Origin of the sequence: Bradyrhizobium sp. OK095, from assembly GCF_900109945.1 — a bacterium.
GTDB lineage: Bacteria > Pseudomonadota > Alphaproteobacteria > Rhizobiales > Xanthobacteraceae > Bradyrhizobium.
Map to the genome: position 1 here is coordinate 26162 of NZ_FOBX01000019.1, position 22008 is coordinate 48169.

General features: G+C 64.0%; 24 protein-coding genes, 1 tRNA gene and 1 riboswitch. Of the genes, 9 read left to right on the top strand and 16 right to left on the bottom strand.

The annotated features are described in order from the left end of the window. Positions 1 to 25 precede the first annotated feature (25 nt). Positions 26 to 1066 carry a LacI family DNA-binding transcriptional regulator gene (locus BMW89_RS33965; protein WP_092034699.1) on the bottom strand — a complete coding sequence of 347 codons (1041 nt, stop codon included), beginning with the start codon at positions 1064 to 1066 and terminating at the stop codon, positions 26 to 28. 242 nt (positions 1067 to 1308) lie between these two features. Here BMW89_RS33965 and BMW89_RS33970 point away from each other — a divergent pair, with 242 nt between their 5' ends. Next, a complete protein-coding gene (locus BMW89_RS33970; protein ID WP_092034700.1) occupies positions 1309 to 1965 on the top strand; it encodes an iron-containing redox enzyme family protein in 657 nt (218 codons plus the stop codon). A 38-nt stretch (positions 1966 to 2003) separates the two neighbouring features. On the opposite strand, the gene BMW89_RS33975 is transcribed toward BMW89_RS33970, so the two are convergent. From BMW89_RS33975 to BMW89_RS33990, 4 genes are all read right to left on the bottom strand, one after another. Next, positions 2004 to 2465, bottom strand: a complete 462-nt coding sequence (locus tag BMW89_RS33975) for a GNAT family N-acetyltransferase (RefSeq protein WP_177196515.1) — start codon at positions 2463 to 2465, stop codon at positions 2004 to 2006. Between the two features lie 2 nt (positions 2466 to 2467). Continuing rightward, positions 2468 to 2980, bottom strand: coding sequence for a GNAT family N-acetyltransferase (locus BMW89_RS33980; protein WP_177196516.1), 513 nt, complete (start codon positions 2978 to 2980; stop codon positions 2468 to 2470). Then, entirely contained in the window at positions 2980 to 3561 is a 582-nt protein-coding gene (locus tag BMW89_RS33985; RefSeq protein WP_092034702.1) for a helix-turn-helix domain-containing protein, read from the bottom strand. Before BMW89_RS33985 ends, BMW89_RS33980 begins: the two co-directional genes overlap by 1 nt. A 183-nt stretch (positions 3562 to 3744) precedes the next feature. Beyond that, a tRNA-Gly gene (locus BMW89_RS33990) sits at positions 3745 to 3818 on the bottom strand. Between the two features lie 174 nt (positions 3819 to 3992). Here BMW89_RS33990 and BMW89_RS33995 point away from each other — a divergent pair. The 6 genes from BMW89_RS33995 (at position 3993) to BMW89_RS34020 (ending at position 7608) form a co-directional block, all read left to right on the top strand. Continuing rightward, on the top strand, positions 3993 to 4571 hold the full coding sequence (locus tag BMW89_RS33995; RefSeq protein ID WP_092034794.1) for a methylated-DNA--[protein]-cysteine S-methyltransferase: 579 nt from the start codon (positions 3993 to 3995) through the stop codon (positions 4569 to 4571). A 95-nt stretch (positions 4572 to 4666) separates the two neighbouring features. Continuing rightward, positions 4667 to 5506, top strand: a complete 840-nt coding sequence (locus BMW89_RS34000) for a helix-turn-helix transcriptional regulator (RefSeq protein WP_092034703.1) — start codon at positions 4667 to 4669, stop codon at positions 5504 to 5506. Positions 5507 to 5610: 104 nt separating this feature from the next. Further along, positions 5611 to 5889: a hypothetical protein gene (locus tag BMW89_RS34005; RefSeq protein ID WP_092034704.1), complete on the top strand. Its 279-nt coding sequence runs from the start codon at positions 5611 to 5613 to the stop codon at positions 5887 to 5889. Between the two features lie 144 nt (positions 5890 to 6033). After that, positions 6034 to 6393 (top strand): VOC family protein, encoded by a 360-nt coding sequence (locus tag BMW89_RS34010; RefSeq protein WP_177196517.1) that lies wholly within the window; start codon positions 6034 to 6036, stop codon positions 6391 to 6393. A gap of 144 nt (positions 6394 to 6537) precedes the next feature. Continuing rightward, positions 6538 to 6930, top strand: a complete 393-nt coding sequence (locus tag BMW89_RS34015) for an SRPBCC family protein (RefSeq protein WP_092034795.1) — start codon at positions 6538 to 6540, stop codon at positions 6928 to 6930. Positions 6931 to 7101: 171 nt separating this feature from the next. Next, positions 7102 to 7608, top strand: a complete 507-nt coding sequence (locus BMW89_RS34020) for a hypothetical protein (protein WP_177196518.1) — start codon at positions 7102 to 7104, stop codon at positions 7606 to 7608. Positions 7609 to 7716: 108 nt separating this feature from the next. Here the strand turns inward: BMW89_RS34020 and BMW89_RS34025 are convergent, their stop codons facing one another. The 5 genes from BMW89_RS34025 to BMW89_RS34045 all read right to left on the bottom strand — a co-directional run bounded on the left by BMW89_RS34025 (position 7717) and on the right by BMW89_RS34045 (position 13071). Beyond that, positions 7717 to 8391, bottom strand: a complete 675-nt coding sequence (locus tag BMW89_RS34025; RefSeq protein ID WP_092034707.1) for a hypothetical protein — start codon at positions 8389 to 8391, stop codon at positions 7717 to 7719. A gap of 144 nt (positions 8392 to 8535) precedes the next feature. Then, complete coding sequence (locus tag BMW89_RS34030) at positions 8536 to 9981, bottom strand: MATE family efflux transporter (RefSeq protein ID WP_092034708.1); 1446 nt, start codon at positions 9979 to 9981, stop codon at positions 8536 to 8538. A 166-nt stretch (positions 9982 to 10147) separates the two neighbouring features. Then, positions 10148 to 11200, bottom strand: a complete 1053-nt coding sequence (locus tag BMW89_RS34035; RefSeq protein ID WP_092034709.1) for a hypothetical protein — start codon at positions 11198 to 11200, stop codon at positions 10148 to 10150. Positions 11201 to 11317: 117 nt separating this feature from the next. Further along, on the bottom strand, positions 11318 to 11905 hold the full coding sequence (locus tag BMW89_RS34040; protein ID WP_092034710.1) for an O-methyltransferase: 588 nt from the start codon (positions 11903 to 11905) through the stop codon (positions 11318 to 11320). Between the two features lie 29 nt (positions 11906 to 11934). Continuing rightward, positions 11935 to 13071, bottom strand: a complete 1137-nt coding sequence (locus BMW89_RS34045) for a 2'-deoxycytidine 5'-triphosphate deaminase (RefSeq protein WP_092034711.1) — start codon at positions 13069 to 13071, stop codon at positions 11935 to 11937. Between the two features lie 80 nt (positions 13072 to 13151). Next, positions 13152 to 13231: riboswitch (SAM riboswitch) on the top strand. Between the two features lie 70 nt (positions 13232 to 13301). Here BMW89_RS34045 and BMW89_RS34050 point away from each other — a divergent pair. Next, entirely contained in the window at positions 13302 to 14498 is a 1197-nt protein-coding gene (locus tag BMW89_RS34050; RefSeq protein ID WP_092034712.1) for an O-succinylhomoserine sulfhydrylase, read from the top strand. A 133-nt stretch (positions 14499 to 14631) separates the two neighbouring features. Here the strand turns inward: BMW89_RS34050 and BMW89_RS34055 are convergent, their stop codons facing one another. From BMW89_RS34055 to BMW89_RS34065, 3 genes are read right to left on the bottom strand one after another with little or no spacing between them, the layout of a single operon-like run. Continuing rightward, positions 14632 to 15606 carry an SGNH/GDSL hydrolase family protein gene (locus tag BMW89_RS34055; protein ID WP_092034713.1) on the bottom strand — a complete coding sequence of 325 codons (975 nt, stop codon included), beginning with the start codon at positions 15604 to 15606 and terminating at the stop codon, positions 14632 to 14634. Positions 15607 to 15618: 12 nt separating this feature from the next. Then, a complete protein-coding gene (locus tag BMW89_RS34060; RefSeq protein ID WP_092034714.1) occupies positions 15619 to 16398 on the bottom strand; it encodes an SGNH/GDSL hydrolase family protein in 780 nt (259 codons plus the stop codon). Next, on the bottom strand, positions 16398 to 17654 hold the full coding sequence (locus BMW89_RS34065) for an OpgC domain-containing protein (RefSeq protein ID WP_092034715.1): 1257 nt from the start codon (positions 17652 to 17654) through the stop codon (positions 16398 to 16400). The genes BMW89_RS34060 and BMW89_RS34065 overlap by 1 nt, the downstream gene beginning before the upstream one ends. Positions 17655 to 17836: 182 nt before the next feature. Here BMW89_RS34065 and apaG point away from each other — a divergent pair, with 182 nt between their 5' ends. Further along, positions 17837 to 18229 (top strand): Co2+/Mg2+ efflux facilitator ApaG/CorD, encoded by a 393-nt coding sequence (gene apaG / locus BMW89_RS34070; protein ID WP_177196531.1) that lies wholly within the window; start codon positions 17837 to 17839, stop codon positions 18227 to 18229. Positions 18230 to 18348: 119 nt separating this feature from the next. On the opposite strand, the gene BMW89_RS34075 is transcribed toward apaG, so the two are convergent. From BMW89_RS34075 to BMW89_RS34085, 3 genes are all read right to left on the bottom strand, one after another. Beyond that, positions 18349 to 19368: an Hsp33 family molecular chaperone gene (locus BMW89_RS34075; RefSeq protein ID WP_092034717.1), complete on the bottom strand. Its 1020-nt coding sequence runs from the start codon at positions 19366 to 19368 to the stop codon at positions 18349 to 18351. A 171-nt stretch (positions 19369 to 19539) separates the two neighbouring features. Next, positions 19540 to 20463, bottom strand: a complete 924-nt coding sequence (gene argF, locus BMW89_RS34080; RefSeq protein WP_092034718.1) for an ornithine carbamoyltransferase — start codon at positions 20461 to 20463, stop codon at positions 19540 to 19542. Beyond that, entirely contained in the window at positions 20463 to 21671 is a 1209-nt protein-coding gene (locus BMW89_RS34085) for an aspartate aminotransferase family protein (RefSeq protein WP_177196520.1), read from the bottom strand. Before BMW89_RS34085 ends, argF begins: the two co-directional genes overlap by 1 nt. Between the last annotated feature and the right edge of the window lie 337 nt (positions 21672 to 22008).

The following is a 22008-nucleotide window of genomic DNA, read 5'->3' on the forward strand; positions in this document are numbered from 1 at the left end:
GCCTTCTCGAAATTTGTCCTGCCGCTTAAGGCAAATTGTCCCGCATCACGATGTCGATCCTGATCTTCTCCTGTTCGCGCAAGATCGGCTCGCCGCGCGCTAGCGCGAGCAGCACGCGCACGGCGGCGCGCGCCTCATGTCCGGGATTTTGCGAGATCCCGGCATCCATCACGCCCTGGAGCAGCAGCCGGCGCGTCAACGCGGTGACGTCATGCCCGACGAACACGACCTTGTCGCGGCCGGCATCGCTCAACGCTTTCGCAACGCCTTGTGTGCCGGCACCGACGTTATAAAGGCCGACAATGTCAGCATGCCTGCCCAACAGCCGCGCCAGCAATTGCCCGGAACGGTCGTCCTCGTCGCGCCCTTCCAGCACCGGCAGCACGCTCAGCTCCGGAAATTCCGACGCCATCACCTGGTTGAAGCCAAAAATGCGCTCGGCGTGGTCGCGCAGGCCCTGCGATCCCGCGAGGATGGCGACCTTACCGGACCGCCCGCCGGCCAGCCGCCCGACCAGCGCACCAGCGGTGCGCCCCGCCGCGATGTTGTCGATGCCGACATAATGGTGGCGGCGCGAGGACGGCACGTCCGAGACCAGCGTAACGATTTTGGTGCCGGCATCGACCAGATCGTTAATCGCAGCGCGGACACGGGGATGGTCGAGCGCGACCACGGCGACGCCGTCGTAATCGGCCGACAGCGCCTCCAGCGAGGCCGCGAGCACGGACGGATCGAACACGTCGGTCGCAATCATCTCGACGTTGAGGCGGCGTGCCGAGAGCCACGCCGACATCTCGCCGAGATAGGCCTCGATCTGCTGCATGAACGGGTTCGGCCCGGACGGCATCACGAAGGCGAAGCGACGGGCGCGGCCACGCGCAAGCTCTGCGGCGGCCACATGCGGCTGGAAGGCGTTGCGCTCGATCGCTTCCCTGACGCGCCGGACCGTATCCGGCCGCACGCCTGGGCGGTTGTGCAGGACGCGATCCACGGTCGCCAAGCTGACGCCCGCCTGGCGGGCGATGTCCTTCAGCGTCAGCGCGGTCGCGGTAAGGGTATCGGCCATCGCTGAAGGCTAGCAGAGGTGTTTTGAGGTACGCAACTCATTTTGAGGGCGTCCGCAGCGATTTCAAGCGATAGTTGCATATCACACGCTGGACACCCAGCCATTCCGGCAGTCTCGCGCCCTGCGACGTCGCACGTCTCGCTCGAACGCAGGACGCGCGGTTCCACGCTCTTGCCTATGGTTGCGCTGCACCGGACGAGCGCCGCGACGGCGTTCGCGGCAAGATCATGAGAGAGAGCCTTATGAAGTGGTTGCTTGATATGTCCGAGCAGTACCGGTCGCAACTCCGGCAAGGTCCCTTTTTCAGGCAAGTTGCCGGCGCGACGCTACCGAACGATCTGCAATGGGTTCACCAACTGATCCACCAGTCGCGCGAATTCACACAGGCGCTTTGCCTGCGCTCGTCGCTGTGTCAGGACAAACGTTATCAGCGCGTCTTCGCGGAGCACGCGGTAGAGGAAGCCGACCATCCCGATCAGCTCATTGCCTGGATGAAGGAGCACGGATTTCTCCGCGACGCCGAACCTGGCGATGTCCCGGCAACGATGGAAACACTGAATGCGATTTCATACTGTTGGCGCAGTGCGATGCGCGATCCGCATGACGTGCAGGTCGTCGCCCTGAACGTGCTCAGTGAAGGGGTCGCGTTCGACTTCTATTCTGCCGTGATCCCCGTGCTGGACAGGCTCAAGATTCTGAGCGGGCGCTATTGGAAGATCCACACCGACGTCGACGTCCACCATCTGTCCATGGGGCTCGATGTTTGCGGCGATGTCACGAAACACTCGGACAAGGGCAAGCTGTATCAACGCGTGCTGTGGCAGTCCGCGACGCTCTATCACCAGATGCTCAGCTCCTGGGTCGGCGAGCGGGTCCAGCCGCTGCCGCAACTGGCCTGAGCCTTGATCAGATTTGGTTCGACCTGGGCCGGTGTTGCTCAGCGGCCCAGGTCGAGCGTCAGAAACAGGCTGTTGGGATCCTCGGCATAGCCCTCGAACGGGCCGCAAGGCGCAAAACCGTGCGCTTGGTAGAGCGCATGCGCGGGCTTGAAATAGTCCCACGAGCCGGTCTCGAGGCTGAGCCGCTTCAGCCCGCGCGCGCGGCCTTCCGTGATGATGTGGCGGAGCATCTGGCCGCCAAAGCCGCGTCGCCGCGTGGACTGAAGCGTGTGCATCGACTTCACCTCGCCGTGGTCGGGCGACAGCATCTTCAGCGCGCCGGTGGCGACCAGCGCCTCGCCGTCCCAGCCGGTCCAGAACGCAATTTCGGGCGCACGCAAGCCGGCAAGATCGAGCGCATGCGCGCTACCCGGTGCGGTCTGCGCCCGCGCAGCGGTGACATGATGGTCGAGCAGCGCGATCACGCGCGGATCAAAAGTGTCGCCGGTGCGGATCTGCATCGTCAGGGCTGCACTCCACTTGCAAGGTGCTTCTGCATGAAGACGAGATCGAGCCAGCGGCCGAACTTGCAGCCGACCTCCGGCATACGGGCGACCTCGGCGAAGCCGAGCGAGGCATGCAGGGCGATCGAGCCGGCATTTGTCGCGTCGATGCCTGCGATCATCGCGTGCTTGTTCATGGCGGTGGCGCGCTCGATCAGTGCGGCGACGAGACTTCGGCCGATACCCGCCCTGTGGTGCCGCTCGTCGACATAGACCGAATTCTCCACGGTGTGGCGGTAGCCGGGGAAGGGACGGAAATCGCCGAACGAGGCGAAGCCGACAACGTCCCTGCCCTTCATCGCGACCAGCACGGGATAGCCTGCCTCTTGCCGTGCGCGGAGCCACTGCTGCCGCGACTCCAGATCAGTCGGCCCGTCGGTCCAGACCGCCGTGGTGTTGATCGCGGCGTAATTGTAGATGGCCAAAATATCTTCGGCATCCTCTGGCGTTGCGTCCCGCACGATCAGCGACATCACATTTTCCCGTACGATGTGCCGCGCCGCGTGATGATGACGTAGCGCGAATCCTGTTTGGTCTCGTTCTCGAAGGTCACCGCGCGCATCACGTCGAAATCGAGACAGTCGCCGTCGCGCAGGCGCACCGTCTTGGCGTCGATATGCACGCAGACAGCGCCCTCCAGCATCAAGAGCTGCTGGGTGAAGGCGCTGCGGCCCCAGGGGCTGTAGGAGACGCGCGCACCGGCCGGCAAGTCCACGACGATGATCTCGATGCCGCTGGCAGCATCCGGCGGCGAGGCATGACGCCGCCGGTAGCCGCTGTCGGGATCGCGCCAATGCGGCTGGTCGGCAAGCCGCGTCAACCGCTCCGGCGGCTTCTCCGCCAGCGCGACGACGTCGCTGAGCGTGACATCGAGCGCCGCGCAGAGCTTGTTGAGCAGCGCCGCGGTGGCACTGCTCTGCGCCCGCTCCACCCGCCCGATCATGGCCCGGCTGACGCCGGAGCGCGTCGCGAGTTCGTTCAACGTCATGCCCGCCTGCGTCCTCAACGTCTTCAAGCGACGACCGATCGCGCGGTCGAGTTTTTGCTGGTCCATTTTTGCGGGCCCTGGCTTTCATCCGAACATCGCCCGTCGCAGGGACCGCACCCGCCAGGGCATGAGGAGCTTAGGGCGGGCGGGGCGCGCGTGCCGGGAGCGAGCAGCTAATATATTAGAATCTTCTGCCTGCGCGCGAGCGCAACAGCGCAGTCAGATCGGATGATGATGCAGTCGGGGTTTTGGAGCGGGCGAAGGGAATCGAACCCTCGTATGCAGCTTGGGAAGCTGCCGTTCTACCATTGAACTACGCCCGCGGATGCGTTGCTCACGCCCGCTCTGATTAGCCGAGACGGCGCCGCCCGCCAAGCGGTTTGGCGCGCCCGGCCGGACGGTTCTTAACGTTTCAGTAAGATTTTGGGTGCGCCGGATTGTGGCGGTGTTATGATCAATGTGTCTGGGGAGAGACGTGCACTGAGTGGGGCGTGTGCATGGTGGGGCGTGGCTACACGATATTCGACACGGCGATCGGGCGCTGCGGCATCATCTGGAGCAGCACCGGTGTTGTGGCCGTGCAATTGCCGGAGGCGCGGGAGCTAGACACCCGCCGCCGGATCTTTCAGGTCCATCCGGAGGCACGCGAGCAGCAGCCTCCGCTCAATGCCGAGCTTGCGATCGAGGGCATCGTGGGACTGCTGCAAGGCAGCGATCCCGATTTTTCCGACGTCAGCCTGGATGCCGGCGCGGTGCTCGCCTTCAACCGGCGGGTCTACGAATACGCCTGCACGATCCCGCGCGGGGAGACACGCACCTATCACGAGATCGCCAGGGCGCTGGGCGCTTCCGGCGCTGCGTATTCGGTGGCGCAGGCGATCGCCAAGAATCCCTACATGCTGATCGTGCCGTGCCACCGGGTGCTGGAGGCCGGCAATTACGCCGACCGGCTCTCGCCCTATGGCGGGGTGATCTCCAAGCGGCGATTGCTGTCGCTGGAGGGCGCCCATCCGGTCGCCAGCAAGACGCTGTTCGAGGTGCTGCTGCCCGTTGCTCCGCCGCGCGCGCCCGGCTAAGGCGCGATCTTGATCGCACCTTAGCTTTGTTTTTTGGGCATGATCTTGTCGGACAACCGCTACACACTTGTCCGGATCATGCCTAGATAGGCGAGATGGACGCAACCACACTGCTGACCACGCCGTCGATGACCGTCTCCGAGTTTCGCTGCGATGCGGGACCGGGCGACAATCCGTTCGCCGAGTGCCGCACCGGCCATTCCATCGCCTATGTCCGCTCCGGCAGTTTTGGCTGCCATTGCCGCGCCGGCTTCTTCGAGCTGGTCGCGGGCGCGATGCTGGTCGGCGCGCCCGGCGACGAATACACCTGCACGCATGAGCACGTCTCTGGCGATATCTGCCTGTCGTTCTTCCTCAGCGAAGACCTCGTCGACGCTCTCGGCGGGCGGCGCGAGGCCTGGCAGGTCGGCGCGACGCCGCCGTTGCCCGAGCTGATGGTGCTGGGCGAACTCGCCCAGACGGCAGCAGATGGCAACAGCGACCTCGGCCTCGACGAGATCGGCCAGATTCTTGCCGGCCGCTTTGTCGATGTCGTCTCCGGCAACTCGCGCAAACCGGCAACGCCCACAGCGCGCGACCGCCGCCGCGCGGTGGAAGCCGCATTGTGGATCGACGACAATTCGCATGCCGAGATCGATCTCGAACAGGCGGCAAAGCAGGCAGGCCTCAGCCCGTTCCATTTCCTGCGGCTCTTTTCGAGCGTGCTCGGCGTCACCCCGCATCAATATCTGGTGCGCTCGCGGCTGCGGCACGCAGCGCGCCTGCTTGCCGATGATGATCTCGCGGTCACCGACATCGCCTATGACGTCGGCTTCGGCGACCTCTCCAATTTCGTCCGCACTTTTCATCGCGCCGCCGGCGTGTCACCGACAAAATTCCGGCAGGCCTCGCGCGGGGAGCGCAAGATTCTCGGCGAACGGCTGACCCTCAACTGAGTCAGCGAACCTTGCTAAGGCTTCGTTGACCAGACGAACTGAATGGCTCTCCGCATCCGGCGTACTGCGCTATCGTATCACTAAAGCGCGCGGCGAGGCTTAACGTGGCATGGATCTTCACGATCGGGGTTTTCGCAGCCTTCTATTGGATGGCGCGGCGCACCCGCGAGCAAGCGGCCGAGCATGCCGCGACGGGCATGCTGCACTCGCCGCTATATTGGTCGGCCGCGACGATCACCATGACCTTGCTCGGTGTCGTTCTGTACATGGCGCATCTCGGGCATCAGGGGCCGATCCCATGGTTCTACTATCCGTTTGTCGGGATCATGGCTGTTGTCGTCCTGCTGCTGCGGCGCGCCTTGAAATGGCGTTATCCGGTCTAGTCTGATTGCGACCATCCCGCCTCTAGAGATCACTCCGGCTATGGCAACGAAGCGCAAGATTCTCCAAGAGCGGCCTGCCCTCGACTGACTAGGGTCGTCTCCGGCGCGCGCCATTTGCGGCGCGCTTTGGACATGGAGACGATCATGTATGATCACATCGGACTGCGCGTGGCCGACCTCGACACTGCCACGCGTTTTTACACCGCGGTGCTGGCGCCGCTGGGTTACGTGCTGTGCTCCAGCGGCGACGGTTATGCCGGCTTCGGGCCGAAGGGTGAGCCCGCGCTGTGGTTGCATCTCAACAAGGGCCGCAAGGCCGACGGCGCCCATATTGCGTTTCGCGCCGGAGATCACGACGCGGTCAAGGCATTCCACAGCGAGGGCTTGAAGAGCGGCGGCCACGACAATGGCGGCGCCGGGCCGCGCAAGGATTACAGCCCGACCTATTACGCGGCGTTTCTGATCGATCCTGACGGCAACAATGTCGAGGCGGTTTGCACGTAGCGGCCGCCGCGCGCGAGCACTCGCAGGGTGGGCAAAGCGTAGCGTGCCCACCATCGCGTGCGACAATGCCGATGAATGGTGGGCACAGCGCGCGAAGAGCGCGCCTTTGCCCACCCCACGAACTTCTCAATCAAGGACACCTTCATGGCCTCCATCCACAACGACATTCCTCTCCCCGTCCCCGCGCGCGACCTCTGGGACGCGGTGCGCGATTTCGGCGCGCTGCATCTGCGGCTGGTGCCGGGCTTCGTCACCGCTTGCATGCTCGACGGCGATGCGCGCATCGTCACTTTCGCCAATGGCTCCGTCGCGCGCGAGGTGCTGATCGACTGCGACGATACGCGGCAGCGGCTCGTCTATGCCATCAACAGCGAACGGCTGAAGCATTACAGCGCCTCGGTGCAGGTGATCGCCGAGGGCGAGGCGAGGTGCCGCCTGGTCTGGATCATCGACATGCTGCCCAACGAGCTTGCCGCCTACGTGCAGGGGCAGACGAAGGAGGCAGTCGTCGCGATGCACAAGGCGTTTCCGGCCTAGTTTGTTATTTGAGCATGATTTTCTCGAAAAACCGCTGCGCACTTTTCCGGATCATGCTCGCGGCTGCGTGATCTTTCTCACAGAGCCCTCTCCTCACCAGCCGTAACCATGGCCGCGTGCGTCCGGTTGGCTCCGCTCTCCCGGCGGAGCCACGCACGCGAGGAGCATGCCATGAGAGGTGCGGACAAGGTGATCTGCCAGGCAGCCGCCGTGCTGCTGCTATTTTCGGTCGCGAGCACGCCGGCAAAGGCGCAGTTCCTCGGCGGCGGCGCCGGCGGCGAGGACATGATGACCCAGATGGCGCCGATGCTGGAGATGATGAAGGCGAAGATGGGCAAGCGCCGCTTCGCCATGCTGATGCAAACCATGGGCCCGATGATGAGCCGCATGATGGAGAATGGCGGCGGCGGCCTCGGTGGCATGATGGGCGGTGGAGGTTTAAGTGGCCTCGGCGGCGGCAATTTCGGCGGCGGTTTTGGCGCGCCCAATTACGGCGGCTACACGCCGATGAGCGGAGGCGGCACCATGCCGAGCGGACTCGGCGGCATGGGCGGCGGCGATATCATGGGCATGCTCGGCGGTTCCGGCGGCGGCGACATGATGTCGATGATTCCGCAATTGATGCGGCTCGCCAATGTCGGCGGCGGTGGCGGCCATCGCCGCCACAAGCATCGCTGAGGCGGGTCGGCCTATCGCCGCTGCGTGGCAAGCTGGCAACGAGGCAACCACCCTTCGCGGGGCACGAAGGATGGTTGCGCCGAATCGGCGGATGGGGCGCCGCCGGTATCAGACCCGGTCGTTGAGCAGGACGCCCGACACCGAAGAATCGCTCGATTGCGTCGCGCTGTAGGTCGAATCCGTGAGCGAGTTCTTCAGCGACTGAAGGAATTGTTGCAGCAGATCCGTCGCCGACGTGCTGCTTGAGGAACTATCCGTGCTGCTCCCAGTCGTCGTGTCGCTTGATCCCGTCGTGCTGGACGAGGTCGAATCGGTGGACGAGCTAGTCAGCGACTGAAGGAATTGCTGCAGCAAATCCACCACCGAATTGCCGCTCGACGAACTATCCGTGCCACTGGCCGAAGACCCGCCAGACGGCGGCGGCCCGGGCGGCGGTCCACCTGCTCCGCCCGGTCCACCCGGACCATGGGAGAACGCCGCCTTGAACACGCCTTGCAGCTCGGTGGCCTGCTGGTCGGTCAGCTTGCCGTTCGACACTTCCTGCTGGATGAGATCGTCGATCTTGGACTTGAACTCGTCGGGCGACAATTTGCTGCCGCTGGATTGATCGCTCGCGCTGGTCGATTGCAGGGCGGAATCGATATCGCCGAGCGCGGACGACAGCGCCGATTGATCGGTCGAGCTGATCGCGCCGGAACTGACTTCCGACTGCAGCTCGTCTTGCAGTTTTTGCAAAGGTGACGCGTGGTGATGATGGGAGGAGAGCGACGAAATCGAGGTCATGTGGCCTTCCGTGCTTCTGGTGGACTCGCGGCGAAATTGTCCCCAGGAGCTGGCGCGGAGCCTTCGGCAGAGGGCAGCCAGGTTGCTCGATATTGCCAGACAACGCCTGGAAATATTCAGAAACAAAAATCCGGCAAGCAGGCGTTAGTCGGCCGCGGCCGACAGAGCCGGTCTGATCGCGGGCTTGCTTTCGCGCGGCGCCCAGCGCGTCAGCACCACGCTGGAGCAGGAGAGCAGGCCGAGCACGACCATGGAGCTTGCGGCCAGCCAGAAGTAGCTCTGCGCGGTCGCCTCATGCGTCGACAACCACCAGCCGATCGACGCGATGTAGATCAGCCGCGCGGTCTGCGCCAGCACCGGCCCGATCACCTTGGCGGCACCTTGCGAGGAGAAATACATCGTCGAGGCGAGGCCAATGAAGGCGTAGAACGGCGCCACCGTCGACAGATATTGATGGCTGGTGGCGCGCACCGTCGCGCTGTCGGTGAAGATGTTGACCCAGAGATCCGGGAAGGTCGCAACGAGGCACGCCGGCGCACCGACGGCAACGAAAGCGGACGCGCCCGCGATCCAGGCGATGCGCCGCGCGCGCGCGATGCGGCCGGCGCCGATCGCCATGCCGACCATCGGCACCGAAGCGATGCCGAACGAGAACGCGATCGAGGTCAGCAGGAATTCGAGCCGCGCGCCGATGCCGTAGCCGGCGAGGATCGCGGTGCCGAACTTCGCCAGCATGTGGGTGAAGATCGAGATCGTCAGCACCGATTGCAGCGGCGAGAAGCAGGCAATGGCGCCGACCTTGAGGATGTCGAAAAACATCGCCCATTGGATGCGCAATCCGCGCAGCTTCGGCACGACACGGGCGCGGCCGGAGAACAGATACCAGCCCATCACGCAGATGTTCATGGAATAGGCGATCAGCGAGCCCGCCGCGACGCCGCGCATGCCAAGCTGCGGCACCGGCCCAAGTCCCAGGCCCAGCGTACCGCCGAGTACGATCTGCCAGACCGCGGAGTTGAGGATCAGCAGCGACGGCAGCTTCATGTTGCCGGTGCCGCGCAGCACGCCGGCCATGGTGTTGAGCAGCCAGGGCAGCACGGCGCCGCCGAAAAACACCTGCGTGTAGGCGATCGCATGGGTCAGCACGGCGCCGCGGCCGCCGAGCATCTCGAGCACCTTGGGTCCGAAGATCAGCATGCCCAGCATGAAGACGAGACCGAAGGTGATGCCGATCAGCAGCGCATGCGCGGCAAGCGTGCCGGCGCGCTCGCGATCGCCGGCGCCGAGCGCGCGTGCGATGGCCGAGGCCACTGCACCGCCCATGGCGCCGCCCGACATCGTCATGGTCAGGATCACCGTTGGAAACACCAGCGCCATCGCGGCCAGCGCCTCGACGCCGAGCCGCCCGATATAGGAGGTCTCCGCGATCACCACGCAGGTGCCAGCCGAGAGCGCGATGACGTTCGGCCAGGCAAGCCCCAGCAGCGTGCGCAGGATCGGCCCGTCCGTCAGCGCGCTTTTCACCGGACGCGGGGGCGGCGGCAGCGGACGCTCTTGTTCATCGACCGGGATCTCGGCGATGTCGGACATTTCCTCTCCCGGACACAAGCGCCATTCACGGCGCGGCAATGATGAGGTGTGCCAATCAATTTTTCGCGTAAAGGGCGTGGCAAGGCGCTTGTTAGCACGGCGCTTGCCGATTCCTCCTGCGTCCGGCGCAGGCGTGCCCCGCGACTGCGCATTTCGATAGGCGGAATTACCCGATGGTCCAGACCAGCGGTGGGCGGCCGCCTGCCGTCGGGCCCAAGTGCACGCTGATGTGCCGCCCGCATCCGGCAGCCAGTCCTTCGAACAGTCCTTCCAGCACCTTGGCGCAGGCACGGTGATAGTCGGTGACGTCGTCCATCAGCTTCCAGCTCTGCTGGCGGATTTCGAATGTGCCTTCGGATTGCGTCGTCTCGGCCGCATCGTCCTGCGCGGCGAACAGCGCGTTGAGGAATGACGCGAACTCGTTCGCGCCACCGCGGTTCGTCGCGAGTGCGGCTGCGACCTCGTCGAAATACTGCATCCCAATCAGCTTTCCGGTCAAATGCAGCAGATAGCCGGCATCCTCCGGACCAAACAGCTGCACCATCACGGGCGCGGCGGTGCGGACATATTCCATCGCATAGTTGCGATAGGCTTTTTCAAGCCGCGGCTTTGGCCAGCTTGCGACCGGCAAAGCCGGCGCGGTCTTGGCGTCGAACGTAGGGGCTTCCAGATGCCGCGCGAACACCAGACGCTGGTCGAGCTCGAGCGGATAGTCGTATTGATGATAATAGCCTTCGAGCCCGTCCTGGCCGTCGACGCTCTGCTTGGTGCAGACGAAACCAAGCCTGATATCGCCGAGCGCGACGCCGTTGTTGGCATGCCAGCCACGCAACATCGCGCGCGAGACCTCGCCCGGCACGCCGCAAATCGCAGTGCCCTTCCAGATCCAGCGCGGTGGCGGATAGCGGATCCAGGCCTTGGTGTCGCTCTCATACATGTATTCGACGTGCACGCCGCCGATCCAGTTGGAGAGGTAGTGATATTGCGCAGCAGCCACAGCCGGCGGCAGATGGCTGAGACCGAGTTTTTCGAGCCCCGGCAGGAAGCGCTCTTGCTGCTGGCGGCGAAACACGCGGAAGACGAACTCCGCTGCATCGGCCGTGCCGCGCCGCGTGACGACGGTGAGGATCAGGCCGGTGAAGTAAGCGTGATAGAGATCGGCGACCGCGCGCCAGCGTTTCCATTGGGCCTCCTGCACGGGGTCTGATGCTGCAGTCATGTTCGCTCCCGATCATTGTTTTGATCGAGTGTGTCACTGCGCTCAGTGACAAGCAACATAACGCGCGTGCAGGACGCCCTGCGCGCCAGCACCCCAATTCCGCATCACGAATTTTGTTCAGATCTTCGGCCGCGCCGTGTTGCAAAGCGCGACCACGTCCATGCGCATCGTCTCGGGAACGCAAATGATGGAATCGTCGAGCACGACGCAATAATAGGGGAAGCGGCAGCAGGCGGTGTTGAGGACTTCGCGCAGCGTCGGCCAGGCCTCGAACTTGAACGGCGGAGGCGGCGGCGCGAGGAAGGCACGCGCGTCGTCGATCACAATGACATGGGGATGCGGCGAAGCCCCGATGGCCTCGAGCTCGGCGAGGAGCGGGCAATTGTCGTCGTCGGCGAAGAAGCCGGCGCCGGCATGCCCGTCCAGCCAAAACAAGGTCGTGCCGGTCAGACCAGCGACGACATCCGGAAGCAGGGTTGCCGAATCTCCCAGCAGGAACTCGATGTTACTGCCCAGCGAGGCCGCGATGGCCTTCTCATGAAATTCGCGCTTGATCTCGATCGTCACCACGCGCGGAAAAATCTCGGCGGCGAACCGCGCGCTCGCGCCGAGATAGGTCCCGGTCTCGACAAAACAATCGATGCCGTAGTTCTGCGCCAGCTGTCGCACCAGCGACACCAGCGGTTCGGCCGCAATGGATCCCATGCTTGCTGCTCGCCGTTATAGGCCGGGCCCTACACCCGGAAATGCTTGCTCAGCTTCAGACCCTGCGCTTGGTAGTTGGAGCCGATGCGCTGGCCGTACATCGCGTCGGGACGCGCCAGCATCTTCTCGTAGACGAGGCGGCCGACGATCTGGCCGTGCTCGAGAATGAAAGGCACTTCGCGCGAGCGCACTTCAAGCACGGCGCGCGATCCTAACCCACCTGCGCCAGCATAGCCGAAGCCGGGATCGAAGAATCCGGCATAGTGCACGCGGAATTCACCGACCAGCGGGTCGAACGGCACCATCTCCGCGGCGTAATCGGGCGGCACCTGCACGGCCTCTTTCGACGCGAGGATGTAGAACTCGCCGGGATCGAGGATCAGCCTGCCGTCGGGACGCGCCGAGATCGGCTCCCAGAACTCTTCGACTGAATAGCCGGAGCGGCGATCGACATCGACCACACCCGTGTGGCGCTTGGCGCGATAGCCGACGAAGCCGCCACTCTTCTCGCCAGAGAGATCGACCGATACGGCGACACCGCCGGTGAGATCGGCATCGTCGACATCGACGAGACGCTCAGCCGCGTGCAGCGCCTCGAGATCGTCGATGTTGAGGATGGCATCGCCGGTGCGGAAACGCACCTGGCTCAAGCGCGAGCCCTCGCTGACCAGCACGGGAAATGTCTTCGGACTGATCTCGGCGTAAAGCGGTCCGTGATAGCCGGCGCCGATCATGTCGAAACGGCGGGTGCCGTCGGCTATCACGCGGGTGAAGACGTCGAGCCGGCCGGTCGAGCTTTTGGGGTTCGCGGCTGCGACGATCTCCGGCGGCAACGCCAGGCTCTCAAGCAGCGGCACGATATAGACGCAGTTGGTCTCCAGCACCGCGCCATCAGCGAGGCTGAACTCGTGCAGCTTCAATTCGTCGATGCGCTCGGCAACGGTCGCGCCGGGTCCCGGCAGGAAGCTGGCGCGAACGCGGTAGGCGATGTCGCCAAGGCGGAGGTCGAGGCTTGCCGGCTGGATCTGGCTTTCGACGAAGTCGTATGCAGGCAGAATGAGACCCGCCTCCGCCATCGCCGCGATCATGCGGTCGGGCAGGATACCATTGGCGTCGGCGGCAACCGTGAAACTCAACCGGGGGTCCTCGTCAGGGGTTAAACGCATCCGGACATACGGGAAATACTAGCGTTTTACGGCTATCCGATGGACGTCTTGACGGAAAGGCCATTGCGGAATAAGAGCATGACTTATCCCGTGGTGATTTGAGCCGGCCGGCTTGCAGCCACGTTAAATAAGTCGCTAAACAGGCCGGGGACCTCTGTGATCCCGGCCCGTGGTTTTATCCAGGCCGGTTTTTTTGTGGCCATTTTCGATGGTCACGCAGAGGAGGTCCTATGTCGAAGTCCCCGGCGCCCACCGCGCAATATCGTCCCGAAACCCGGCTGGTTCATTCCGGCACCCTGCGCTCGCAATATGGCGAGACGTCGGAGGCGCTGTTCCTGACGCAGGGGTATGTCTACAACAGCGCCGAGGAGTGCGAGGCGCGGTTCAAGGGCGAGGACCCCGGCTTCATCTATTCGCGCTATTCGAACCCGACCATCGCGATGTTCGAGCGTCGCATGATCGAGCTCGAAGGCGCCGAAGCGGCCCGCTCGGCGGCAACCGGCATGGCCGCGGTGACCACCGCGATCCTGGCGCCGCTAAAGGCCGGCGATCATGTCGTCGCATCCCGCGCCCTGTTCGGCTCGTGCCTCTACGTCATTCAGGACCTGTTGCCGCGCTACGGCATCGAGACCACGCTGGTCGACGGCCTCGATCTCGATCAATGGCAGCGCGCGCTCAAGCCGAACACCAAGACGTTCTTCCTGGAGAGCCCGACCAATCCGACGCTCGACGTGCTCGACATTCCCGGGATCGCCGAGATCGCCCACAGCGGCGGCGCTCGGCTCGTTGTCGACAACGTGTTCGCGACCCCGATCTGGCAGAGCCCGCTCGCGCTCGGCGCCGACGTCGTGGTCTATTCCGCGACCAAGCACATCGACGGCCAGGGCCGGTGTCTGGGCGGCATCATCCTGTCGTCGGAAGCGTTCATCGCCGAGCACATCCACAATTTCATGCGCCAGACCGGGCCGTCGATCTCGCCTTTCAACGCCTGGGTTTTGCTCAAGGGCCTGGAAACGCTGGCTGTGCGCGTGCGCGCGCAGACCGACACAGCGGCACGCATCGCCGACGTGCTGGCGAGCCATCCGAAGATTTCGCGGCTGGTCTATCCCGGCCGCGCCGATCATCCGCAGGCAGCGCTGGTGAAGAAGCAGATGCGCGGCGGCTCGACGCTGGTCGGCTTCGAGGTCAAGGGCGGCAAAGCGGGCGCCTTCCGCGTGCTCAATGAGCTGAAGCTTGCAATGATTTCCAACAATCTCGGCGACGCCAAGAGCCTGGTGACGCATCCGGCGACCACGACGCATCAGCGCCTGAAGCCGGAGGATCGCGCCGCGCTCGGTATCAGCGAGGGCTTTATCCGCTTCTCTGCGGGGCTCGAGCATGTGGATGATCTGATCGAGGATCTGACGGCGGCGCTGGAAAAGGCGTGAGGTTGGATCGTAGGGTGGGTTAGCTCGCGGCTGCGCGAAGCGCAGTCCGCTGGCGTAACCCACCAACTTCGTTCTGCATTCGCTGAAGCATGGTGGGTTACGCTTCGCTAACCCACCCTACGGCACCGACGGCCTACATCGGCCGGTACGCCCGCACGTCCGCAGGTACGTTCACCCCGATCTTGATCTGGCCGACGGAGCGGATGATGTCGTCGCCGAGCAGCTGGGCGAAGCAGGCATAGCCCCAATCGTTCATGTGCAGGCCGTCGGCGATGACGAAGCTCTCCACCGGGATAGATTGTTTCTCGTGCCAGTCGCGCATCACTTCGAAGCGCGGGAAGATGCCGACGTGACGGAGCTCGGCGACCTTGCCGAGCAGCTTCACCATCTTGCCGGCGCTCTCGGCGCGCTGGTTGACGGCCGGCGAATATTGCGGATCAACCAGCACGACGTCAGCATCGCCGGCAGCCTGGATGCGGGAAATGCCGTCCTCGACCATCTTCGCGGTGTCGCCGGGATCGAGGTTGCGCAGCACGGCGTTGGTGCCGACCTGCCAGATCACCAGATCCGGATGCACATCGATCACCTCCGTCTGGAGGCGTTTCATCATCTCGGGCGCGTCCTCGCCGCCGATGCCGGCATTGATGACGGTGATGTTGGCACCTGGATATTGCCGGCGCAGCTGCGCGGCGAGACGATTCGGATAATTGAAATCGGGCGAGCTTGCGCCATAGCCCGCCGTCGACGACGAGCCGAACGCGACGATCACGACCGGCTTGCCGGCCACGAGCTTGCCCGCGACATGCGGTAGCGAGCCCATCGTCTTGGAGCCGCCCTTCGGCGCCAGACACGGCACGCGGCTGAAGATGTCGCCGGCGGATTTGGCGACCTGCTTCACCTTGTCGATGGCGCGCGCGGTGATGCCGCGCTGCTCGGCGGAGGGGTGGGTCGCAGCAACGGTGGTCTGGGACGACGAGGAACTAGCGGACGGCGCGGGCGTCGCCTGCGCCTGCGCGCGCGACTGCGATACCGGCGACAGCGACAGCAGCGCCGCCAGCGCGGGCGCAGCCAGCCATGCCGTCAGGCAAAAAGGGCGGAGAGAACTCATTAACGCTAGACCTCAATTTTGCTGCTGGGCCGGTCCCAGATGGGCGGCATCAATCACGAACTGTGCCAGCGCCCGGCCAAGGCAATCATGGACCTGTTTCGCCAGCTCAGGCCCGCGGGACGGGCTGAACAGGTCGAACTGACCCTGATCATTCCACTGCCGCATGATCGCGAAACGGTCGAACAGCGGAACGTCATGCTCCTGCGCCACCACCCGCATATTATCGAGATAGGGCGGCACCGAGATCATGGTTTCGGTACGCGGGCTGTACTGCAAGTTCATCAACACGACGTCAGCCCCTGCGTTTTGCAGCGCGGCAACCCCATCGGTCACTGCGCCGCGAAAATCGTCGGGATCGATTGCTCGGATAGCATCCACGGTCCCGGTCTGCCAGATGACCAAAGTAGGCCTTTTTGCTTCCATCAGCTTAACGAAGGTGGTGGCCGCCTCCTCGGCCGTCTTCTTGCTCTGTATTTCTACGGAGACGTGCACGGCCTCCGACGGCGGCAGCTTGTCCTTCAAAATGGCCTGCATTCGCGCCGGATAGGAAGCGTCCTCGGAGGCCGGAATCGTGGTCGAACGGCTGCCGATGACCAGGATTTCGAGCGGTTTGCCTGATTTGATGGCCTCGCCGACCTTGGGAAGCTGGCTTTCGCTGCTGAGCAGATAGGACGGCAATTCGCAGGCTGGAGGCACGGCGGGAGTTGCAGGCACAGCATCGCCCGCGCGCGCCAGAGGCGCGGCGAGACCACCGCACAGCAGGATCAGGCTCAGGAGAACCTTCGCCTTCATCAGCCCCCTCCCGCCATATCGGCGTTGCCGACGGCGATTTTGGGTTTCGCACCGCTCTTGTCAGCCACGCGCTTGTACCACGAAATCACCCACGCAACGCCCCACATGATCAGGATTCCGGAGAGACTAATCACCGCATGCATGGCTGCGCCGCCGGAGACTTCGGCCAGGATGAAATGGCCGGCGAAGGCGAGGAAGACGCCGAGGCAGAATATCTCCAGCGAATGCGAGCCGCACAGGATCAGCGGCCGCAGCCATGGCGATTTCAGGCCCGGCCAGTCGCGCGGCAGGAAACGCACGGTGAGCGCGGCCAGCGCCAGGAAATGCGTCAAACGCAGCACGTCGAGGTCGGTCTTGTCGATCGGATACATCCACTGCTCGAGCCGCTTCGGCATCAGATGGGACAATTGCGGCACATACCATGTCAGCGTCACGCAGAACGCCGCTACGATATAGGCGACCGAAATCCACATCGTCACCGGTGACGCCAGAATACGTGACATGCGCCGCGCACCTCCGAGCGCACACCATGCACCGAAGACGAAAAGCAATTGCCAGGCCAGCGGATTGAACGCCCAGAAGCCGTTCGGATAGGCGGAGAAATAAAGGTCGTATTCCCAGGTCACCGCGTAGAGCACGGCGGACAGGGCGAGCGTGAGGTCGGGCTTCCACTTCATCGACCACAGGATCACGGGTAGCGCCAGCATCAGCACGATGTAGAGCGGCAGCACGTCCATGTTGACGGGACGGAAACGCAGCAGCAGCGCCTGCACGATAGTGACGTCGGGCTGCTTGAGGAAATCCATGATGCCCATCTCTTCGGTGTAGAGCGGGTTCTCGAAGCTGGTCGCGACATAGGAGATCTCGGCGAGGAAGATCGTGAACAGGAAGACGTGGGCGACATAGATCTGCCAGACGCGTCGCATGATGCGCGCGGTGGCGATGACGACGCCGCTCTCCAGCATCGCGCGGCCGTAGACGAAGGCGGCGGTGTAGCCGGAGATGAAGATGAAGATCTCGGTGGCGTCGCTGAAGCCGTAATTGCGGATCGTGAACCAGGTCAGCACGCTCGGCGGCAGATGGTCGATGAAGATCAGCCACAGCGCCAGACCGCGGAACAGGTCGAGCCGGAGCTCGCGCTCGCCGATCGCGGGAAGCGAGATCGCCGGCGCGGCGGCGCGCGGCTTCGCCTCCGCAGGTTTCGCACCGGCGGTTCCTGCGATTGGCGTTCCCGTCACTTGGTCCGCAATGGTCATCGGGGGCTAAAAACCCTTCCGCAAATCGCGCCGTTGATGAGGAGTGTACCGATCCGGGCGGCCCCTCGCAAAGCGGCCGGATCACATCCGGGTGTACTTCTCCGCCAATTCTGGCGGGACGATGTCGCGAAAGCGGCCTGCGGCGTTTGGTTCCCGGCCGGGTTTTCGTTATGATGGCAGCCATGTACCGCGCCGTGACCCGCCATATCGAAGTGACCGTCGAGCCGAACTTTGTTCCGGAGCAGTCGTCGGCCGACCGTTCCCGGTTTTTCTGGTCCTACACCATCGTCATCACCAATTCGGGCGAGGAGACCGTGCAGCTGAAGACGCGGCACTGGATCATCACCGACGCCACCGGCCGCCAGCAGGAGGTGAAGGGCGAGGGCGTGGTCGGCGAGCAGCCAACGCTGGCCCCCGGCGAACGCTTCGAATACACCTCCGGCGTCCCGCTCTCGACCGCCTCCGGCTTCATGACCGGCCGCTACCAGATGGTCAGCGCAAGCGGCGAGCGTTTTGAGATCGATGTGCCGACGTTCTCGCTGGACAGCCCGGATAATAAGAGGGTGTTGAATTAGCGCGGTGCACATCGTTGCCGTAGGGTGGATTAGCCGAAGGCGTAATCTACCACTGTCTGCTTCCTAGGAAATGGAAGAGGTGGATTACGCTGCGCTAATCCACCCTACGCAGATCGCGCCTACGCGTCCTCGACGCCCGCCTCATCGGGCGTGAATTCGTACACCGACGAGCAGAACTCACAGGTCACGACGACCTTGTCGTCCTTGACCATGGCGGCGCGGTCGTCGGCCGAAAAACTCTTCAGCATGGCACCGACCGCGTCACGCGAGCAGGAGCATTGGGCTTTCAGGACTAGCGGATTGAACACGCGCACGCCGCGCTCGTGGAACAGGCGATAGAGCAACCGCTCGCCGGACAGCTCCGGATCGATCAGCTCGACGTCCTCGACGGTCTCGATCAGCGAACGCGCCTCGACCCAGGCGTCGTCCTCAGCGACAGCGTGCACCTCGACGCCGTCGGGCGCATCGCCGGGATGCAGATCGGCCTGCCGCGCGCGCTCCGGTGCCTTCGGCAAAAATTGCATCAGCATGCCGCCGGCGCGCCAGCGATGCTTGCCGCCGTCGTTCGAACGCCATTCCTCGCCGACCGCGAGGCGCACGCGCGTCGGGATCTGCTCGGAGCGCAGGAAATATTCGTGGGCGGCGTCTTCCAGGCTGCCGCCGTCGAGCGCGACCAGACCCTGGTAGCGGCTCATGTCGGCGCCCTGGTCAATGGTCATGGCAAGATGACCGCTACCGAGCAGCGTGCCGGAGTCCATGCCAGAATTTTGGGCATCGCCCAGACGCGCGGCATCGAAGCGCGCATAGGCCCGCAGGCGATCCGGCGCCTGGTAGTCCACCACGAGGAACGACACCGGACCGTCGGTCTGGGCCTGGAGGATAAAACGGCCCTCGAATTTCAGCGCCGAGCCGAGCAGCGTCGTCAGCACGATGGCCTCGCCGAGCAGCTTGCCGACGGGCGCGGGATAATCGTGCTTGGTCAGGATCTCGTCGAGCGCCGGCCCGAGCCGAACCAGGCGTCCGCGCACGTCGAGCGCGTCGACCTCGTAGGGCAGCACGGCATCGTCGATCGGAACCGCGGATGGTGCGCGAACCGGGCCTTCGGGCCCGGTGTTCATGTCAGGGGATTGGGAAACCATGGCGCTTTATCTGGGGTCGGAGGGTGGAAAATGGAAGGGGCGCAGCCGCATTCCGCCGTCCGCGGAACCACGGGCAGCGTAGCCCGGATGGAGCGCAGCGCAATCCGGGACGCCTTACCTGCGCGTTGAAAACCCCGGATTTCGCTACGCTCCATCCGGGCTACAAGGTGATTATTTCACCGCGTCAAAGCACCAGGCCAGAATGCCCTTTTGCGCATGCAGGCGGTTTTCGGCCTCGTCGAACACGACCGATTGCGGGCCGTCGATCACCTCGTCGGCGACCTCCTCGCCGCGATGGGCCGGCAGGCAGTGCATGAACAGCGCGTCGGATTTTGCCAATGACATCAGCTGGGCATTGACCTGGTAGGGCTTGAGCACGTTGTGGCGGTGCTCGCCTTCCTTATCGCCCATCGACACCCAGGTGTCGGTGACGACGCAATCGGCGCCCTTCACGGCGGCCTCGGGATCGGTGCCGATCATGATCGGCGCGCCGGTGGCCTTGATGAAGTCGCGCATTACCTTCTTCGGAGCAAGCTCCGGCGGAGTCGCGATGTTGAGCTGAAACTTGAAGCGTTCGGCCGCGTGCGCCCAGGACGCCAGCACGTTGTTGTCGTCGCCGGTCCAGGCCACCGTCCGGCCCTCGATCGGGCCGCGATGCTCCTGATAGGTCATGAGGTCGGCCATCACCTGGCAAGGATGCGAACGTCGCGTCAGGCCGTTGATGACGGGCACGGTCGCGTTGGCCGCAAGCTCGAGCAGCGCATCATGGTTGAGGATGCGGATCATGATGGCATCGACATAGCGCGACAGCACGCGCGCGGTGTCGGCGATGGTCTCGCCGCGGCCGAGCTGCATCTCGGCGCCGGTGAGCATGATGGGCTCGCCGCCGAGCTGGCGCATGGCGACGTCGAACGAGACGCGCGTGCGCGTCGAGGGGCGCTCGAAGATCATCGCCAGCGTCTTGCCTTCGAGCGGCCTGACCGGCTGATGCGCCTTCTGCTTCGCCTTCATGGCAGAGGAGGCGTCGAGCATGCTCTTGAGCTCCGACAGCGGGAGCTCGTTGATATCCAGGAAGTGTTTCGGCGACTTGCTCATCAGCTTGCCGCCCGCTTGGTCTGACTGGACGAGATCGCGGTGCAGGCGCGCTCCAACCGCCCGACGCTGTCCTCGATCTCGGCTTCGCTGACGATCAAGGGCGGCAGGAAACGCACGACATTGTCGCCGGCGCCGACCGTCAGCAGTTTTTCGTGACGCAGCGCCGCGACGAGATCGCCGGATGGCACCACGGCCTTGATGCCGATCAGGAGGCCTTCGCCGCGCACCTCGCTGACGATGTCAGGATAACGGTCGATCACGGAAGCGAGCTTCTGCTTGAGCAGCAGCGACATCTTCTGGACGTGATCGAAGAAGCCGGGCTTGAGCATGACGTCGAGCACGGCATTCGCAGCGGAGATCGCCAGCGGATTGCCTCCGAAGGTCGAGCCGTGCGAGCCGGGCCCCATGCCGGAGGCAGCGTCGGCAGTCGCCAGCACCGCACCGATCGGGAAGCCGCCGCCGAGCGCCTTCGCCAGCGACATCACGTCAGGTGTGACGCCGGTGCGCCGATGGGCGAACAGATCGCCGGTGCGGCCCATGCCGGTCTGCACCTCGTCGAACGCGAGCAGCAGGCCCTTGTCGTCGCAGAGCTGGCGCAACGCCCTCAGGAACGCAGGCGTTGCCGACCGCACGCCGCCCTCGCCCTGAATCGGCTCGATCAGGATGCCGGCGGTGTGCGGACCGATCGCCTTCTTCACGGCCTCGATGTCGCCATGCGGAATCTGGTCGAAACCGTCCATCGGCGGACCAAAGCCTTCGAGATATTTTGCAGATCCGGTCGCAGCCAGCGTCGCCAGCGTGCGGCCGTGGAAGGCACCTTCGAAAGTGATGATGCGGTAACGCTCTGGATGCCCCTTGGAGAAGTGATGATGGCGGACCAGCTTGATCACACCTTCCAGCGCTTCGGCGCCGGAATTACAGAAGAACACGAAGTCCGCAAAACTCTCGTTGCACAGGCGCGCGGCAAGCTTCTCGCCGTCCGGGCTCTGGAACAGGTTCGACATATGCCAGAGTTTCGTCGCCTGCTCCTGCAACGCCTTGACCAGCGCGGGATGGGCGTGACCAAGCGCGTTCACGGCGACGCCGGAGGTAAAATCGAGATAGCGATCGCCATTTGTCGCAATCAGCCAACAGCCTTCGCCGCGCTCGAAACCGAGGTCGGACCTGGCGAAAACGGGGAGCAAATGCGGCGCTGCGCTGTTAGTCATGACGGTCACTTGATGTTGCGGACGGCGTGAGCGTGCATTGCGCAACGCACCATCAACCGGCCCGGAAAACGAAACGTGCCGCCTTTTAAGGGCGGCACGTCACACTATCTTAGGCCTGGTGAGACGGGTGTCAATGCCGCCCGAAAGCCTCGCGAAACGCTGAATCCGTAGTCTTGCGGTGCCGAATTTGCGGGTTTTTGCCACGGAACATGTGGAAGCGAGTCGGCGGACTCTTGCGCGTGAGTCACGCCATATTGTAGCGTTTGAATTGTCAGATACGACATCTCGTGCAGTGTTTCTGATCCCAAGAGTCCTCATGTACCGGCGTAAACGTTCG

What these genes read in the sequence shown, in the direction of transcription:
- BMW89_RS34010 (WP_177196517.1), top strand. Translation starts at nt 6,034, where the DNA reads ATGTATGATCACATCGGACTGCGCGTGGCCGACCTCGACACTGCCACG.
- BMW89_RS34045 (WP_092034711.1), bottom strand. Translation starts at nt 13,071, where the DNA reads ATGCGTTTAACCCCTGACGAGGACCCCCGGTTGAGTTTCACGGTTGCC.
- BMW89_RS34060 (WP_092034714.1), bottom strand. Translation starts at nt 16,398, where the DNA reads ATGAAGGCGAAGGTTCTCCTGAGCCTGATCCTGCTGTGCGGTGGTCTC.
- BMW89_RS34040 (WP_092034710.1), bottom strand. Translation starts at nt 11,905, where the DNA reads ATGGGATCCATTGCGGCCGAACCGCTGGTGTCGCTGGTGCGACAGCTG.
- BMW89_RS33970 (WP_092034700.1), top strand. Translation starts at nt 1,309, where the DNA reads ATGAAGTGGTTGCTTGATATGTCCGAGCAGTACCGGTCGCAACTCCGG.
- BMW89_RS34000 (WP_092034703.1), top strand. Translation starts at nt 4,667, where the DNA reads ATGGACGCAACCACACTGCTGACCACGCCGTCGATGACCGTCTCCGAG.
- apaG (WP_177196531.1), top strand. Translation starts at nt 17,837, where the DNA reads ATGTACCGCGCCGTGACCCGCCATATCGAAGTGACCGTCGAGCCGAAC.
- BMW89_RS33975 (WP_177196515.1), bottom strand. Translation starts at nt 2,465, where the DNA reads ATGCAGATCCGCACCGGCGACACTTTTGATCCGCGCGTGATCGCGCTG.
- BMW89_RS33965 (WP_092034699.1), bottom strand. Translation starts at nt 1,066, where the DNA reads ATGGCCGATACCCTTACCGCGACCGCGCTGACGCTGAAGGACATCGCC.
- BMW89_RS34075 (WP_092034717.1), bottom strand. Translation starts at nt 19,368, where the DNA reads ATGGTTTCCCAATCCCCTGACATGAACACCGGGCCCGAAGGCCCGGTT.
- BMW89_RS34020 (WP_177196518.1), top strand. Translation starts at nt 7,102, where the DNA reads ATGAGAGGTGCGGACAAGGTGATCTGCCAGGCAGCCGCCGTGCTGCTG.
- BMW89_RS34065 (WP_092034715.1), bottom strand. Translation starts at nt 17,654, where the DNA reads ATGACCATTGCGGACCAAGTGACGGGAACGCCAATCGCAGGAACCGCC.
- BMW89_RS34030 (WP_092034708.1), bottom strand. Translation starts at nt 9,981, where the DNA reads ATGTCCGACATCGCCGAGATCCCGGTCGATGAACAAGAGCGTCCGCTG.
- BMW89_RS34055 (WP_092034713.1), bottom strand. Translation starts at nt 15,606, where the DNA reads ATGAGTTCTCTCCGCCCTTTTTGCCTGACGGCATGGCTGGCTGCGCCC.
- argF (WP_092034718.1), bottom strand. Translation starts at nt 20,463, where the DNA reads ATGAGCAAGTCGCCGAAACACTTCCTGGATATCAACGAGCTCCCGCTG.
- BMW89_RS33980 (WP_177196516.1), bottom strand. Translation starts at nt 2,980, where the DNA reads ATGTCGCTGATCGTGCGGGACGCAACGCCAGAGGATGCCGAAGATATT.
- BMW89_RS34050 (WP_092034712.1), top strand. Translation starts at nt 13,302, where the DNA reads ATGTCGAAGTCCCCGGCGCCCACCGCGCAATATCGTCCCGAAACCCGG.
- BMW89_RS33995 (WP_092034794.1), top strand. Translation starts at nt 3,993, where the DNA reads ATGGTGGGGCGTGGCTACACGATATTCGACACGGCGATCGGGCGCTGC.
- BMW89_RS34085 (WP_177196520.1), bottom strand. Translation starts at nt 21,671, where the DNA reads ATGACTAACAGCGCAGCGCCGCATTTGCTCCCCGTTTTCGCCAGGTCC.
- BMW89_RS33985 (WP_092034702.1), bottom strand. Translation starts at nt 3,561, where the DNA reads ATGGACCAGCAAAAACTCGACCGCGCGATCGGTCGTCGCTTGAAGACG.
- BMW89_RS34015 (WP_092034795.1), top strand. Translation starts at nt 6,538, where the DNA reads ATGGCCTCCATCCACAACGACATTCCTCTCCCCGTCCCCGCGCGCGAC.
- BMW89_RS34025 (WP_092034707.1), bottom strand. Translation starts at nt 8,391, where the DNA reads ATGACCTCGATTTCGTCGCTCTCCTCCCATCATCACCACGCGTCACCT.
- BMW89_RS34035 (WP_092034709.1), bottom strand. Translation starts at nt 11,200, where the DNA reads ATGACTGCAGCATCAGACCCCGTGCAGGAGGCCCAATGGAAACGCTGG.